The sequence below is a fragment of the Polymorphospora sp. NPDC050346 genome (assembly GCF_040655695.1).
GTDB classification, from domain to species: domain Bacteria; phylum Actinomycetota; class Actinomycetes; order Mycobacteriales; family Micromonosporaceae; genus Polymorphospora; species Polymorphospora lycopeni.
The window spans coordinates 122,611-136,662 of sequence record NZ_JBFAKM010000013.1 but is presented as its reverse complement, the minus strand read 5'-3'; the positions used below and the strand labels follow the sequence as shown (position 1 = coordinate 136,662).

The window sequence follows — 14,052 nt, the reverse complement described above, 5'->3', positions numbered from 1 at the left end:
CGATGCGGGTGGCGGCCGGCGTGCTGGCCGCCGTAATGCTGGGCGGCGCGCCGCCGGCCGTGGCCGCGCCGCAGCCCCCGCCGCCGCCGTCCCCGAGCCCGGTGCTGGCCGGGGCCGACCTGGTCTCGGTACGGGTCGACGGCGGCGAACTGTCGCTGCGGTTCCGCGACGCCCGGCAGGCGGCCCGGGGAGAGGCCGGGCACCGCCCCGACGACGTGCGGCTCGGGCCGGACGGCGGGCTCGCCGCCCGGGTGCCGCACCGGCCCGCGTTCCGGTTCCTCGGCGCCGCCGGCCGGCCGGTGTGGGCGCTGGCCGGCGGCGATCCGGCCCTGCCGGCCCTGGACACCACCGGGGTGTCCGGCGGTCCGGTGACGCTGGCGCTGACCGGTGTGACCGGCCCCGGGCGGTTCACGGCGTACACGCTGTCCGGCTTCGGCACCCCGACACCGATGCTCGGCAGCGGGGCCGGGCTGCCGGACTCGGTCCTGCTGCCGGCCGGTACGCGGACCGGCGGGGTGGTGTGGGCCTTCGACGCCGCCGGCGACTACGAGCTGACGTTCACCGCCGCCGCCGGGCCGGTCGGCCCGGCGGCGGCCACCTGGCGGGTGACAGTGCCGCCGATCGACCCGCCGCCGATCAGCCCGCCGCCGGGCGCCGACCCGCCGCCGATCGATCCACCGTCCGCCCCGGCGGGGGACCGTACCGCCGGGCCGGCACCGCTCGCGCGGGCCGCCGCGCCACCGGCGGTCCCGGCCGCCGCACCCGCGCCGGCGGCGTTGGCCACGACGGCTCCGGCCGGCACCGGCGAGCGCAAGGTGATCGACGACGGCCACGTCGACATGGGGCCGACCCTGACCGACGGGCGGTGGCGGATCCGGATCAAGGACGGCACGGTCAGCCCGCCGGTCTGGCGGGAACTCGGCGACACCGTGCTGCACGTACGCGACAACGCGAGGATCACCGTTCCGGACGGCGCCGACCACGCCTTCCTCGGCCCGGCCGGCGGGAGCGTGTGGCTGCTGCCGCAGGCGCAGCAGGACGGCATCGTCTGGCCGGGCTGGAACACCCAGCACGAGGCGGTCGTCGGCGGGATCCGTGGGCCGGTGACCTGGACGCTGAAGAGCGTCACCGGACCGGGCGCGTTCACGCTGTTCCTGACCGGCTCGTTCGGCAAACCGCAGGTGCTGTTCGACGGCACCAGGCTGCCGGGGGAACTGGACATCCCGCTCAACACCCACGCCCACGGAAACTGGGCGTTCGGCGCCCCCGGCGTCTACCGGCTCGAGGTGGCGATGAGCGCCACCACGACCGGCGGCGCGCCGGTCACCGACAGCCGTACCCTCACGGTCGCCGTCGGTGACGGCACCGACCCGGGCCGGGTCACTGACGGCGACGGCAACGGTGGCGGCGACGGGCCGGGCGGCCGGCTGCCGCGTACCGGGGAGTCGTGGGTCCTGCCGGCCGCCGTCGGCGGCCTGGTCCTGCTCGGCGCCGGCGCGCTGCTGGTCCGGCTCGGCCGGCGGCGGGCGGGGCGGGCGTCGTGACCCCGGCCCTGCGGGTCGAGGCGCTCACCGTCCGGCTGGGGGAGCGGCTCGCCGTCGACAACGTCGACCTGACCGTCGGGGCCGGCGAGATCGTCGGGCTGATCGGCCCGAACGGTGCCGGCAAGACCACCCTGCTGCGGGCGGTGCTCGGGCTGGTCCCGGCGCAGCGCGGGCGGGTGCTGGTCGCCGGCTCACCCGCCGCCCGGGTCCGGCCCCTCATCGGGTACGTCCCGCAGCGGCACGAGTTCGCCTGGGACTTCCCGGTGACCGTGGCCGGCGCGGTGCTGACCGGCCGTACCCGCGCCATCGGCTGGCTGCGCCGGCCGAAACCCGCCGACCGGGCGGCGGTGGCCGAGGCACTGGCCCGGGCCGGTCTCACCGACCTGCGGGACCGGCCGGTCGGGCAGCTCTCCGGGGGCCAGCGCCAGCGGGTCCTGGTCGCCCGGGCGCTGGCTTTGCGCCCCCGGGTGCTGCTGCTCGACGAGCCGTTCACCGGGGTCGACGTACCCACCCAGGAACTGCTGACCGCGCTGCTGGACCGGCTGCGCGGCGAGGGCGTGGCGGTGCTGACGACCACCCACGACCTGCCGGCGGCGGCCGCGTCCTGCACCCGGCTGTGCCTGCTCAACCGGCGGGTGGTCGCCGAGGGGCCGCCGGACCGGCTGACCGACCCGGCCCTGTGGCTGCGCGCCTTCGGGGTCACCTCGTCCGACCGGTTGCTCGACACCCTGGGGGTACGGCGGTGATCGAGGCGCTCACCGAGCCCTGGCAGCACGTGTTCATGCAGCGGGCGTTCGTCGTGGCGGTGCTCGCCAGCGTGGTGTGCGCGGTCGTGGGCAGCTTCGTCGTGCTGCGCGGCATGGCGTTCATCGGCGACGCGGTCGCCCACGCGGTGTTCCCCGGGGTGGCCGTCGGCTACGTGCTCCAGGTCAACCTGGCGGTCGCCGGGGCGGTGGCCGGGGTGGCGACCGCGCTGACCGTGGCCGTCGTGGCCCAGAACCGGCGGCTGAAGGAGGACGCCGTGATCGGGGTGTTCTTCGCCTTCGCCTTCGGGCTGGGCATCGTGCTGGTCAGCACCCGGAGCAGCTACACCGGCGACCTGGCGTCGTTCCTGTTCGGACAGATCCTCGGCCTGTCCGACGCCGACGTGGTGACCGTGGCGGTGGTCGGCGGGCTGCTGGTCGCGGCGGTCCTGGCGCTGCGCAAGGAACTGGTGACGGTCAGCCTGGACCGGGAGACGGCCGCGGCGTCCGGGCTGCCGGTCTTCTGGCTGGACACCGCGCTGTACGTGATGGTGACGGTGGCCATCGTGATCTCGTTGCAGGCGGTCGGCAACATCCTGGTGCTGGCGCTGCTGATCACCCCGGCGGCGACCGCCCGGATGCTGACCGACCGGTTGGGCGTGATGATGTCGCTTTCGGCCGGGATCGGCGCGGTCTGCGCGGTCACCGGCCTCTACCTGTCGTACCACCTGAACCTGGCCGCCGGCGGGCTGATCGTGCTGACGCTGAGCGCGGTCTTCGTCGGCACCTGGCTGTTCGCCCCCCGCTACGGCCTGCTGCGGCGCCGTACCCGGGCGGTGCCGGCGGCGCCCTGACGGGGTGGGCACGAGGATCCGCTAGGGCGCGTCGGGGCTGGGACGGTGCTGCGGCGCCGGCCCGGGGGGGGCCGGGGGGCGCCCGCCCGGGGGGGGGGCGGCCCCCCGGCCCGCCCCCACCCCGTACCTCTGCCCCTACTGCCAGCGGAACGTCCGGACCGCGGCGGCCGAGACACCGATCACGTACGCGAGCAGCACCACCAGGTGCAGCGCGGACGGCCAGCCGCCGTCGGAGGTGTCCCGCAGCGCCTGCGCGCCGGCACCCAGCGGGGTGAAGTCGCCGATCCGGTTGAGCAGGTCCGGCATCGCCTCGCGCGGCACCCACAGCCCGGCGAAGAACAGCATCGGGAAGAAGAGCAGGGTGCCCGCGCCCTGGGCGCCCCGGCTGGTGCCGAACAGGCCGGCGATCAGCAGCCCGATCGAGAACAGCGCCAGCGTGCTCAGCACCAGCGCCAGCAGGAAGCCGGCCGGGTTCTGCGGCATCCGGACGTCGAAGACCAGCCGGCCGAGGGCGAGGATGATCACGACGGTGCAGGCCGTCAGCAGCAGGTGCACCACGATCTGGGCGGACAGCATCGCCGACGCCTTCACCGGGGTCGTCGACAGCCGGCGCAGCACGCCGCGTTCCCGGCGGGTGACCAACTCGCTCGGCAGCGCGTTCACCGCCATCATCGCGATCGCCATCAGCATCATGATCGGCACGTACAGGTCGATGACCCGTAGCCCGCCGAGGTCGTCGTTGACCACCCGGAACGTCGGGACGCTGCCCAGGATGACCAGGATCAGCGGGGACATCGCCAGCCCGAAGGCGATCGAGGCCGGCTCGCGCAGGAAGAGCCGCAGTTCGGTGCGTACCAGTCGGGTGTTCATGCCGTCTCCTCCGGTCCGGCGGATCCGCCGATGAGGGCGAGGTACGCGTCGTCGAGGCTGGGCTGGCTCAGCTGGACGCCGGTCGGCACCACGCCGTGCCGGGTCAGCTCGACGAGCACGACCGACACCAGGTCACCGGTGCCGGTGACCAGCACCTCGCCGTCCTGCCGGCGGACCGAGGTCACCCCGGGCAGGCCGGCGAGCAGCCGCTCGTCGAAGTCGCGGTCCGGGCGGAAGCCGAGGCGCTGGCCGGATTCCACGCCGCCGGTCAGCCCGTGCGGGGTGTCCAGCGCGACGACCGCGCCGTCGCGGATCACCGCCACCCGGTCGCACAGGTGGGCGGCCTCGGCCATGAAGTGGGTGACCAGCAGCACGGTGACACCCCGGTCGCGGACCTGCTCGACCAGCCGCCAGGTGTCCTGGCGGGCCTGCGGGTCCAGCCCGGTGGTCAGCTCGTCGAGCACGGCGATGCGGGGATTGCCGACCAGGGCCAGGGCGATCGACAGCCGCTGCTTCTGCCCGCCGGACAGCTTGGCGTACGGGGCCCGCCGCTTGTCGGCCAGCCCCAGCTCGTCGATCAGCCGGTCGGGGTCGGCCGGTGCCGCGTAGAACGACGCGAACAGTTCCAGCGCCTCGCCGACCCGCAGCCGGTCGGGCAGGGCGCTCTCCTGCAGTTGCGCGCCGACGAGTTCGCTGACCCGTTGGTGGTCCCGGACCGGGTCGAGGCCGAGCACCGAGACGGAGCCGCCGTCGGGGCGCCGCAGGCCGGTGACGCACTCGACCGTGGTGGTCTTGCCGGCGCCGTTCGGGCCGACGATTCCGAAGATCTCGCCCTCCTCGACGGCGAACGACACGTCGCGCACGGCGAGCCGGTCGCCGTACCGTTTGTGGAGGTTGCGTACCTCGATCGCTGTCATGCGTCGATGGTATGGACCGGGCAGGTCGTGGGGTATACGGAAAGCTGCCGACCCGGGTGGGGCCAGCTACACCCCCCACCCGGGTCCTGGCCGCCGGGGAGGCGTCGGCGGCCGTCGGGCTCAGGCCGGCCCGGGGCGTGGCACGCACACCGTCACCGCGCCCGGCCGGACCTTCGTCCGGAGCCGGCGGGTGGTGCCCCGCTCGCCGCCGTCCAGTTCGTACGTCACCGGCTCGGCGAACCGTACGTCGATCTTCTTCGCCCGGGTGATGCGGACGAACGGGGACCGGTCGGAGCGGCCGGCCGCCATCCGGCCGAGGGTACGGGCCCACTGGACCGCGCCGTCGGCGGTGGCGACGCCGACCTCGAGCCAGCCGTCGTCGGGCCGCGCGTCGTCGAACGCCTCGATGCCGCCGGTGATGGTGCCGACGTTGCCGATCAGGACACAGCTCGCCTTCCCGTCGAACCAACCGGTGCCGTCGACCCGGATCCGTACCCCGACCGCGCCGTCGCGCATGTGGCGCAGGCCGGTCCAGACGTACGCCAGCCGGCCCACCCGGTCCTTCAGGTCGCGGTCGGCCTCGCCGATCATCGCGGCGTCGAAGCCGGCGCCGGCCATGACGGCGAAGTGCTCGCCGTTGACCCGCCCGAGGTCGAGGTCACGGCGGTCGCCCCGGAAGCCGATCCGGACCGCCTCGGCCAGGTCGCGCGGAATGTCCAGATTGGACGCCAGGAGGTTGGCGGTGCCGGCGGGCACGATCGCCGCGGTGGTGCCGGTGCCGGCGAGCGCGTCGAGGCAGCGCTGCACGGTGCCGTCGCCGCCCCACACGAACACCAGGTCGGCGCCGGCCTCGGCCGCCTTGCGGGCCTTCTTCGGGGCCTTGCGGCTCTTGGGTACCTCGTACCAGATGAGTTCGTCGACGTCCTCGTCGGCGATCAGCTTGCGGAGCTCGTCGAGCCCGCCGTCGAGGGACTTCTTCGCGTGCGCGACGACGGCGACGCGGCGTGGCTTTCCGGTTGCGCCCATGGCCGGTTCCTTACCCGCGCGGGCGGGTCCGCCAACCTGACCGCGCGTCAGGCGGTGCGGTAGCGGGGGACGCGTCGCGGCTGGCCGGACAGCGCCGCCGGGCGCCAGCGTCGCAGCCCGGCCACCCGCGCCTTCACCCGGGCCGGCGCCGTCACGCTCGCCCACACGATCTTGCCGTCCGGTCCGGTCACCACGCCGCAGCCGTCGGCGTCGAGGCCGACCAGCCCCAGCCCCCGGCCCCGGATCGACAGGCCGGCCGACGGGTCCCGGGGGGCCGGTCCGGGGTCGGGGAAGGTCGGGTGGGCCGGCGAGCGGTCGGCGACGGCGATCCGCAGCTTGCGGCCGGCGTGGCTGAGCGTCAGGTCGATCTGCGTGCCGGCGTGCTCGACCGCGTTGGCGACGAGTTCGGAGACGATCATCTGGCCGGGGTCGACGACCTGGTCGAGGCCCCATTCGGCGCACTTGGCCCGCAGCAGCCGGCGGGCGGCGGCCGGTGCGTCCGGCTGTGGCTCCAGCCGCAGGTGGGCCCGCCGGGTGCCGGCCGGTACGTCGTGCGGCCGCAGTTCGCGCAGCGCCGCGCCGAGACCGCCGTAGATCCGGAACGGGGCGTGCCGGGCCCGGCGCAGCAGGCCGGCCACCCGGCGGGTGGGGGTGCACAGCGCCAGCCGGGTGCCGCACTGGCTCGCCGTACGCGCCATCGCGGCGGTCAGCACCGTCGCGGTCGTACGCCGGCCGGTGGCCACCCGGGCACAGTCGACCAGCACGGCCGGTGGCCGGTGGGCGACGCACCAGGCCAGCGCCCGCCGGGTGGCGGCCACCGCGGGTACGGTCAGCGGTCCACAAAGGGTGATCACGAGAGCGCCCGATTCGATGTGCGCCGAGACGGCTGCGAACGTCACCGCGATCCCTCCCTCACCTGCGTTGGATGCGCCTATACCCGGGACGGGCCGGCTCTACGCGTCACGGGCCGGTGTCGACGGTCATCACACCGGGGTAGGGCGCGAATCAATATAGATAGACAGATTGAAATTCTTCACCGTGTCGATATGGTTTTCCTGGGCGTCCCAGTGCTTCACCTCCAACGATGCGCGCCCGCGGCATCCGGTCGGCCGCCGGATGCGCCGGCACGCGGTCAGCCGCCGGATCCACCCCCGGTCCGGTGTCCTCCCACAGACAAGGACAAGCATGATGAAGGCACCCGTCCTGCTCGCCCGTCTCCTGCTGGCGGCCGGCGTCGTCGCCGCCGGCCTCGCCGCACCCGCCGTGGCCAGCGCGGCACCCGCCACTCCCACGTACGCCGCCACCGAGGCGGCCAGCGGCCCGCAGGGCGACGTCGGCACCCTCGTCGTGAACGGCCGCCCGGCCTCGCAGAACTACTCGTTCATGGTCTACGTCTCGGGCTGCACCGGCTCGCTGATCAAGGCGAACTGGGCGGTCACCGCCAAGCACTGTCCGAGCCCGAGCACGGTGCGGGTCGGCAGCATCAACCGCAGCAGCGGCGGCGTCGTCGTGTCGGTGATCCGGGTGGTCAACCACCCGACGATCGACGTCAAGCTCTTCCAGCTCGGCAGCTCGGTCAGCTACGCCCCGGCGCCGATCCCGACCAGCTCCGGCGCGGTCGGCACGGCGACCCGGATCATCGGCTGGGGTCAGACCTGCCCGCAGCCCGGCTGCGGCAGCGCCCCGCTGGTCGCCCAGGAGCTGGACACCTCGATCCGCCAGGACAGCGCCTGCCTCGGCATCAACGGCCCGTACGAGATCTGCACCAACAACACCAACGGCAACGCCGGTGCCTGCTACGGCGACTCCGGCGGCCCGCAGGTCCGCCTGATCAACAACCGGTGGAACCTGATCGGCGCCACCAGCCGCGCCGGCAACAACAACTCGGTGTGCGCGACCGGCCCGTCGATCTACGGTGACCTGTCGTCGATCCGCCCGTGGATCAACACCCAGGTCGGCGGCCTGCCCGCCTGATCCGCACCCGCACCACCCGACGCGATCCTGCCCCTGTCACTGCCCGTTCGACCTGATCCGGGCGGCGACAGGGGCAAGGTCGTTTTTTGCCGTGGGTGGGCGGGGCGGCGGTTTGTCGGCCGCGGTCATAGGGCAGGGTTGCAGTGTGTCGCTTATCCCGGTGGGTGAACCGGCCGTGCCCAGCCTGCACCGGGCCGCCCGGTTCGAAGACGCGGTCCGCAACATCATGGAACGCCGCCTGCGCCAGCGCGGCTGGGACGTCGTGCTCCTGCCGTACACCGGCTACGGCGCGCCCGGCTGGATACGGGTGCTGGGCCGGGTGCTGCTCACCCGCACCGGCGGCAAGCCCCGGCGGCGCCCCAAGAAGGTCCGCGGCTGGCGCAGCTTCCTGACCGTGTCGGTCAACTCCGCCCCGGTCGTCATCGAGGCCGGCGACCAGCGGCACGAGGTCATCGCCGACCGGGGCGGGTTCGTCGACGTCGTCGTGCCGGCCGACCTCGAGCCGGGCTGGCACACCGTACGGCTGAGCAGCCCCGGCGGTGAGCCGGTCGACGCCCCCGTACGCGTCGTGGATCCCGCCGTACGGTTCGGGATCGTCTCCGACATCGACGACACCGTCATGGTGACCGCGCTGCCCCGGCCGCTGCTCGCCGGCTGGAACACGTTCGTGCTCGACGAACACGCCCGCGCCTCGGTGCCCGGCATGGCGGTGCTCTACGAGCGGCTGGTGAACGCCCACCCGGGCGCACCCGTGCTCTACCTGTCGACCGGGGCGTGGAACGTGGCGCCGACGCTGACCAGGTTCCTCGGCCGGCACCTCTACCCGGCCGGTCCGCTGCTGCTCACCGACTGGGGGCCGACCGTCGACCGGTGGTTCCGCAGCGGCCGGGAACACAAGCGGGCCACCCTGGTGCGGCTGGCCGAGGAGTTCCCCGACATCAAGTGGCTGCTGATCGGCGACGACGGCCAGCACGACCAGGAGATCTACGCCGAGTTCGCGGCCGCCTACCCGGACAACGTCGCCGCGGTCGCCATCCGCCGGCTGTCACCGGCCCAGGTTGTGCTGGCCGGCGCGCTGCCGGCACACATCGCCGGCATGCTGCCGCCCCAACTCGGCGGCGTCGACTCGCCGGGCCGGTTCGCCAAGAAGTGGGTGTCGGCCCCCGACGGTGCCGGGCTGGTCACCCTGCTCCGCTCCGCCGGCCTGCTCTGACCTTTCCGCGATCTTGCACTTGTCGCCCGACGAACCCGACAAAAGGGGGAGACAACTGCAAGATCGCGGGGGAGTGGGGGGCGGTCAGGGCCAGGTGCCTTCGGCGGGGGCGGGGGGTGTGGGGGTGGCGGCCGCCGCGTGTCGCTCCAGCAACCGCTGCCGGACCTGCTCCGGGGTGTATGCCCGGCGGCGCCGCTCGGCCCGCGCGATTACCACCCCGGACGCCGCCACGCCGACGAAACCGGCCAGCCCAAGTATCTTCCACCAACGCATCTGCCTATGGTAGGGCTCGTGTCCGCCACGCCGATCAACCTCGATGACGCGGTCAACCTGACCCGCACCGGAGACCTCTGGGTCTTCCGGGGCACCAGCGGCGCCGACCGCGCCATCCAGTTCACCACCAACAGCCCGGTCAACCACGTCGGCATGGCCGTCGTCCTCGACGACCTGCCGCCGCTGATGTGGCACGCCGAACTCGGCCGGTCACTGCCCGACATGTGGTCGGGCACCCACCACCGCGGGGTGCAGTTGCACGACCTGCGCGACGCCGTCTCGGTCTGGGCCGGCCGCTACGGCCAGCGCGCCTGGCTGCGCCAACTCGACCCGGCCGTCACCGGCGAGATGGACGACGCGGTGCTGCGCACCATCGCCCGTCTCGACGGCGTCCCGTTCCCCTCCACCGCGCAACTGGCCTGGCGGTGGGCCCGGGGCCGGGTGCCGGCGTTCCGCCGGGGCGTACGCGACAGCGACCTGGAGAGCGCCTACTGCGCCGAGGTCGTCGCGGTGACGTACGAGGCGATGGGGCTGCTCGCGCCCGGCCGCCGCCCCAACTGGTACGACCCCGGCCGGTTCTGGAGCGGCGACGACCTCAGGCTCACCGGCGGCTACTCGCTCGGGGCGGAGATCGCGGTGGACGTACCGGGCCGGTAGCCGGTCCACACGCGACGGCCCGCCGCCGGTCGCGCCGGTGGCGGGCCGTTCAGCGGTTCGCGGTTACGAGACCTCCGGCTCGGGAGTCAGGGTCTCGGTCCCACCCGGGCCGGGCGTCTCCGAGGTGCGGCCGGGCGACGGCGTGGTCGGCGTGCCGCCCGGGGCCGGCGTGGTCGTGGTGGCGCCGGGGGCCGGGGTCGCCGTGCCGCCGGGGCTCGGCGTGATGCTCGGCACCGCGATACCCAGGCCCTGCGCCAGCGACACCAGCAGGTCGATGTGCGCCTGGATCACCGGCTGGGCGGTCTGGGCCAGTTGCACGACCTGCGGATCGCTGCCCTGTGCGATCTCGGTGTCGACGGCCTGCATCGCCTGCATGTGGCCGTTGAGTTCGGCGGTCACCCAGGCGGAGTCGAACTCGTTGCCGGTCAGCCCCTGGAGCTGGGTCATCGTCGCCTGCTGCTCGGCGGTCGGTTGGTTGGGCAGGCTGACGTTCAGGTTGGACGCGACCTGCTGGACCTGCTTGTCGAGTTCGGTGTGGTCCGCCGAGAAGCGCGCCCCGGCGTCCTTCACCTGCTGGTTCCCGGCGTTCTGCTGGGCCAGGTTGCCCATCGCGACCTCGGCCAGGTTGACCTGGTGGATCGTCTGCAGGAACTGGGTGTCCTGTTGCGACGGCTGCGCCGCGATCGGCGGGGCCGCCGGTGCCTCCACCGCCGCTGCCGCCCCGGCCGGCGCCAGGGCGAGTGCCGCGGCGGCGCAGAGCACGCCCAAACGCTTGATGACAAACATTGCTTTCCCCCCTTATTTCCTGAAATGCTCGGGTACCCGGTTCCTCATCGAGCATTCGACTGATCTACCTGGCATTCCGGGAAATGTTGAGCCGGTCTGCTCACCCCCGGCTCACCCCACCTGGACGACCGGACGAGCCGTACCGGCCCGCACCTCGCCGAGCACCGCCTCCAGGCGTACCCCGGTCCAGGCCGCCCGGTCCCGCAGCGTCGCCAGCCGGGCGGTGTTCTGCGGCAACCGCACCGGCCGCTCGTCCCACAGCCGGTCCACCTCCGCCAGCAACGGCCCGGCCGACTCACGGACCACGCCGAGCAGCGCCGGAGCGCCCATCTGCCGGGCGAAGTCGAAGACCTTCCCGGCGTACGGCAGCGGCAGCGCCGGCACCCCGGCCAGCGCGGCGAAGATGAGGAAGTGCAGCCGCATCCCCACCACCAGTTCCAGGTGCTCCATCAGCCCCAGGATCTGCCGGGGCCGGTAGTCGCCGTGCAGGATGCGGCCGTGCTCGGCGGCCGTCATGTGCGACAGCACCGCGTGCGCGTGCCGCAGGTCCCGGTTCTCCATCGGCACGAACAGCAGGTGCGCGTCGAAGCGGTGCACCAGGAAATCGCCGACGTGCGCGAGCAACCGGTGGTATTCGGCCGGGTCCAGGCTCTCCGCCGCCCGCCCCGGCTCCCGTACGCTCATCCCCATCAGCCGACGCTGCTCCGGCAGCCGGTCGCCGTGCAGGATCCCGAGGTCGAACTCCTCGGGTTCGAGCATCAGGGCCGGGTCGGCGGTGACCGTGACCGGCCGGGTGAGCCCGGCATCCTCGAGGGCCCGTTTGGACTCCTCGTCGCGGACCGTCACCTCGATCGCGGCACTCAGCGTCTCGACGACCATCGCACAGTCGAGCGGCTCGGTGAGCGGGCCGGCCCCGACGGCGTAGGTGAACACCGGGACGCCCTGCTCCTGGGCGGCCCGCACCATGCGCAGGTAGCGTCGGGCCTCGGTGTCGTAGAGCACCCCGCCCCCGCCGAGCACCAGCAGGTCGAGGCCGCGCAGCAGGGCGAGCCGGCCCTCGTGGTTGCTGTCCTGCCAGCGGACCGCCTCCACGCCGGGATGCGCCCGCCGGGTCTGGTCGGGGTCGCGGGTGAAGACCAGGATCCGGGCCCGGTCCGCCCGGACCCTCAGGTCGTCGAGCAGGCTGGTGAGGATTGCCTCGTCGCCGAGGTTGCGGCCGCCGTACGAGCCGAGAACCCCGACGGTCATACCGTGTGCGTCCATTCGCCGCTCCCAGGTCGGGTTCGCGGCGCTTACCCCGTCCGGTGCCGAGTAGACACCGGACGGGGAGCCGGCGCTCAGTTCACGTCGAGCAGGTCCACGACGAAGATGAGCGTCTCACCCGGGCGGATGGCGCCCCCGGCGCCACGGTCGCCGTAGCCCAGGTGCGGCGGGATGACCAGCCGGCGACGGCCGCCGACCCGCATCCCGACGACGCCCCGGTCCCAGCCGGCGATGACCCGGCCACCGCCGAGCGGGAACGTGAACGGCGCGCCCCGGTTCCACGAGGCGTCGAACTCCTGGCCGGTCGAGTGGGCCACCCCGACGTAGTGGACCGTCGCCGACTGGCCGGCCTTGGCCTCTTCGCCCTCGCCGACCGAGATGTCCTCGATCACGAGGTCTGCGGGCGCCTGGCCCTGGATCGGGTCGACCTGTGGCTTGCTCATCGTGTCGCTCTCCTGAACGGTCGGTGGCATGAACCGTCCGAGCCTAGCCGCCGGGCCGGGCGCCGGCGCGGCATCCGGCCACGACCGGGCGAACCACCCCGCCACGGGCGGAAAACGCGTGGGCGGGGCGGGCGCCCGTCCGGCATGATCACCCCATGACGACGGCCGACCACGGCACCCTGCGGATTCCGCCCCACCCGCAGATCACCGGCGACGGGCTGCACCTGCGCGAGTGGACCGACGACGACCTGCCGGCGTTGTCCGAACTCTTCGACGAACCGCAGGTCGACCGGTGGACCCCGCTCCGCTCGCCGTTCGACCTGACGGCCGCGCGGAAATACCTGGACAAGGCGTTCCGGGCCCGCGCCGAGGACCGGGGGCTGCATCTCGCGATCACCACCGACGGCCGGATCCCGCTGGGAGAGGTCCTGCTCTTCCAGACCGGCGGCGGCCCCGACGAGGCCGAGGTCGGCTACGCGGTCGGCGCCGCCCACCGGCGCCGGGGCCTGGCCCGCCGGGCGGTCACCCTGCTGACCGGGTACGCCCACCGGTCGCTCGGGATGCGCCGGGTCGTGCTGCGCATCGACCCGGCCAACGCGGCCAGCGTGGCGGTGGCCCACTCGGCCGGCTTCGCACTCACCGACGAGCCGCCGGTGACCCGCGAGGCCGAGGGCCGTACGGTCAGCCTGCGCACCTGGTGCCACCAGCGGTAGCCGGGCGTCACATTGGCCCGCGCCGGTCGTTGCGGTCAGTGATGACAGGGGACCGGTGGTACGGCCGTCCGGCGGCGTCCCGCACGCCGGCCGGTCCGATGCTCGGCGCGGCGGCGGTCGCCGGTGCCGGACTTGCCGCGCTGGCCGTGGCCGTCGCGACCCGCCGGCCGGCCCTGGTCGCCGCCGACACCGCACTGGCCCGTCGGGCACACCAGTTCGCCGTCCGCCACCCCGGCGTCGCCACCACCGCCGGCCGGCTGACCCACCTCGGCGACGGGCGGGTCGTCGTCGGCGTGCTCACCGCGACCGCCGCAGTCGTCGCCCGGCGCCGCCGGTGGCGGGCACTCACCTTCGTGGCCGCCGCGCCGGCCGCCGGAACCCTGCTGTGCCGGCTGGTCCGGGCCCGGGTGGCCCGGACCCGGCCGGACCGGGCACTGCGGATCGCCGACGGATACGCCTTCCCGTCCAACCACGCCACGAACGCCACCCTCGCCGCGGCGGTGGTGGCCGGGGTCGCCTGGTCCGAGGTGCCGGCGCCGAGCCGTCCCGGGGTGCTGGCCGGCGCGGTCGCCGCCCCGGCGGTGGTGGGCGCGACCCGGGTGCTGCTCGGTGTCCACTGGCCCAGCGACGTGCTCGCCGGCTGGCTGGTCGCGCTGACCGCCGTACCGGCCGTCGCCGCGCTGGCCCGCGCCCGCCGTACGGGACGGGCCTGACCCGTCCGCCGTGGACCGACCCGGGGCGCCGGGTGGTTCCGCGTCGGTAGCATCGGCGGCCCG

At 74.2% G+C, this 14,052-nt stretch carries 16 protein-coding genes; 8 read left to right on the top strand and 8 right to left on the bottom strand.

The genetic code is table 11. From position 1 onward, the window contains the following. Positions 1 to 2: 2 nt before the first annotated feature. Genes AB0I42_RS16145 through AB0I42_RS16135 form a run of 3 tightly spaced genes read left to right on the top strand, consistent with a single transcriptional unit; the run spans position 3 to position 3,141 of the window. A complete protein-coding gene (locus AB0I42_RS16145; RefSeq protein WP_357538154.1) occupies positions 3 to 1,544 on the top strand; it encodes a TIGR03773 family transporter-associated surface protein in 1,542 nt (513 codons plus the stop codon). Further along, positions 1,541 to 2,290: an anchored repeat-type ABC transporter ATP-binding subunit gene (locus tag AB0I42_RS16140; RefSeq protein WP_357538037.1), complete on the top strand. Its 750-nt coding sequence runs from the start codon at positions 1,541 to 1,543 to the stop codon at positions 2,288 to 2,290. Before AB0I42_RS16145 ends, AB0I42_RS16140 begins: the two co-directional genes overlap by 4 nt. Then, positions 2,287 to 3,141: an anchored repeat-type ABC transporter permease subunit gene (locus AB0I42_RS16135; protein ID WP_357538036.1), complete on the top strand. Its 855-nt coding sequence runs from the start codon at positions 2,287 to 2,289 to the stop codon at positions 3,139 to 3,141. Before AB0I42_RS16140 ends, AB0I42_RS16135 begins: the two co-directional genes overlap by 4 nt. A gap of 135 nt (positions 3,142 to 3,276) precedes the next feature. On the opposite strand, the gene AB0I42_RS16130 is transcribed toward AB0I42_RS16135, so the two are convergent. The 4 genes from AB0I42_RS16130 to AB0I42_RS16115 form a co-directional block, all read right to left on the bottom strand. Beyond that, positions 3,277 to 4,011: an ABC transporter permease gene (locus AB0I42_RS16130; RefSeq protein WP_357538034.1), complete on the bottom strand. Its 735-nt coding sequence runs from the start codon at positions 4,009 to 4,011 to the stop codon at positions 3,277 to 3,279. Then, complete coding sequence (locus AB0I42_RS16125) at positions 4,008 to 4,928, bottom strand: ABC transporter ATP-binding protein (RefSeq protein ID WP_357538032.1); 921 nt, start codon at positions 4,926 to 4,928, stop codon at positions 4,008 to 4,010. Before AB0I42_RS16125 ends, AB0I42_RS16130 begins: the two co-directional genes overlap by 4 nt. 120 nt (positions 4,929 to 5,048) lie before the next feature. After that, positions 5,049 to 5,954 (bottom strand): diacylglycerol kinase family protein, encoded by a 906-nt coding sequence (locus AB0I42_RS16120; protein WP_357538030.1) that lies wholly within the window; start codon positions 5,952 to 5,954, stop codon positions 5,049 to 5,051. 47 nt (positions 5,955 to 6,001) lie between these two features. Beyond that, entirely contained in the window at positions 6,002 to 6,853 is an 852-nt protein-coding gene (locus tag AB0I42_RS16115; RefSeq protein ID WP_357538028.1) for an ATP-binding protein, read from the bottom strand. 286 nt (positions 6,854 to 7,139) lie between these two features. On the opposite strand from AB0I42_RS16115, the gene AB0I42_RS16110 reads away from it, so the two are divergent. Continuing rightward, positions 7,140 to 7,928 carry a trypsin-like serine protease gene (locus AB0I42_RS16110; RefSeq protein WP_357538026.1) on the top strand — a complete coding sequence of 263 codons (789 nt, stop codon included), beginning with the start codon at positions 7,140 to 7,142 and terminating at the stop codon, positions 7,926 to 7,928. A gap of 145 nt (positions 7,929 to 8,073) precedes the next feature. Continuing rightward, entirely contained in the window at positions 8,074 to 9,141 is a 1,068-nt protein-coding gene (locus AB0I42_RS16105) for a phosphatase domain-containing protein (RefSeq protein ID WP_357538024.1), read from the top strand. Positions 9,142 to 9,225: 84 nt separating this feature from the next. Here AB0I42_RS16105 and AB0I42_RS16100 read toward each other — a convergent pair whose 3' ends face one another. Further along, a complete protein-coding gene (locus AB0I42_RS16100; RefSeq protein WP_357538023.1) occupies positions 9,226 to 9,414 on the bottom strand; it encodes a hypothetical protein in 189 nt (62 codons plus the stop codon). Positions 9,415 to 9,432: 18 nt separating this feature from the next. Between AB0I42_RS16100 and AB0I42_RS16095 the strand changes: the two genes are divergently transcribed. Further along, positions 9,433 to 10,071, top strand: a complete 639-nt coding sequence (locus AB0I42_RS16095) for a hypothetical protein (RefSeq protein ID WP_357538021.1) — start codon at positions 9,433 to 9,435, stop codon at positions 10,069 to 10,071. A 63-nt stretch (positions 10,072 to 10,134) separates the two neighbouring features. Here the strand turns inward: AB0I42_RS16095 and AB0I42_RS16090 are convergent, their stop codons facing one another. From AB0I42_RS16090 to AB0I42_RS16080, 3 genes are all read right to left on the bottom strand, one after another. Next, on the bottom strand, positions 10,135 to 10,857 hold the full coding sequence (locus AB0I42_RS16090) for a DUF4142 domain-containing protein (RefSeq protein ID WP_357538019.1): 723 nt from the start codon (positions 10,855 to 10,857) through the stop codon (positions 10,135 to 10,137). Between the two features lie 111 nt (positions 10,858 to 10,968). After that, entirely contained in the window at positions 10,969 to 12,120 is a 1,152-nt protein-coding gene (locus AB0I42_RS16085; protein ID WP_357538017.1) for a polysaccharide pyruvyl transferase family protein, read from the bottom strand. Between the two features lie 74 nt (positions 12,121 to 12,194). Then, on the bottom strand, positions 12,195 to 12,563 hold the full coding sequence (locus AB0I42_RS16080) for an FKBP-type peptidyl-prolyl cis-trans isomerase (RefSeq protein WP_357538016.1): 369 nt from the start codon (positions 12,561 to 12,563) through the stop codon (positions 12,195 to 12,197). 155 nt (positions 12,564 to 12,718) lie between these two features. On the opposite strand from AB0I42_RS16080, the gene AB0I42_RS16075 reads away from it, so the two are divergent. Further along, complete coding sequence (locus AB0I42_RS16075) at positions 12,719 to 13,276, top strand: GNAT family N-acetyltransferase (RefSeq protein ID WP_357538014.1); 558 nt, start codon at positions 12,719 to 12,721, stop codon at positions 13,274 to 13,276. 41 nt (positions 13,277 to 13,317) lie between these two features. Then, positions 13,318 to 13,989 (top strand): phosphatase PAP2 family protein, encoded by a 672-nt coding sequence (locus tag AB0I42_RS16070; protein WP_357538013.1) that lies wholly within the window; start codon positions 13,318 to 13,320, stop codon positions 13,987 to 13,989. Positions 13,990 to 14,052 lie beyond the last annotated feature (63 nt).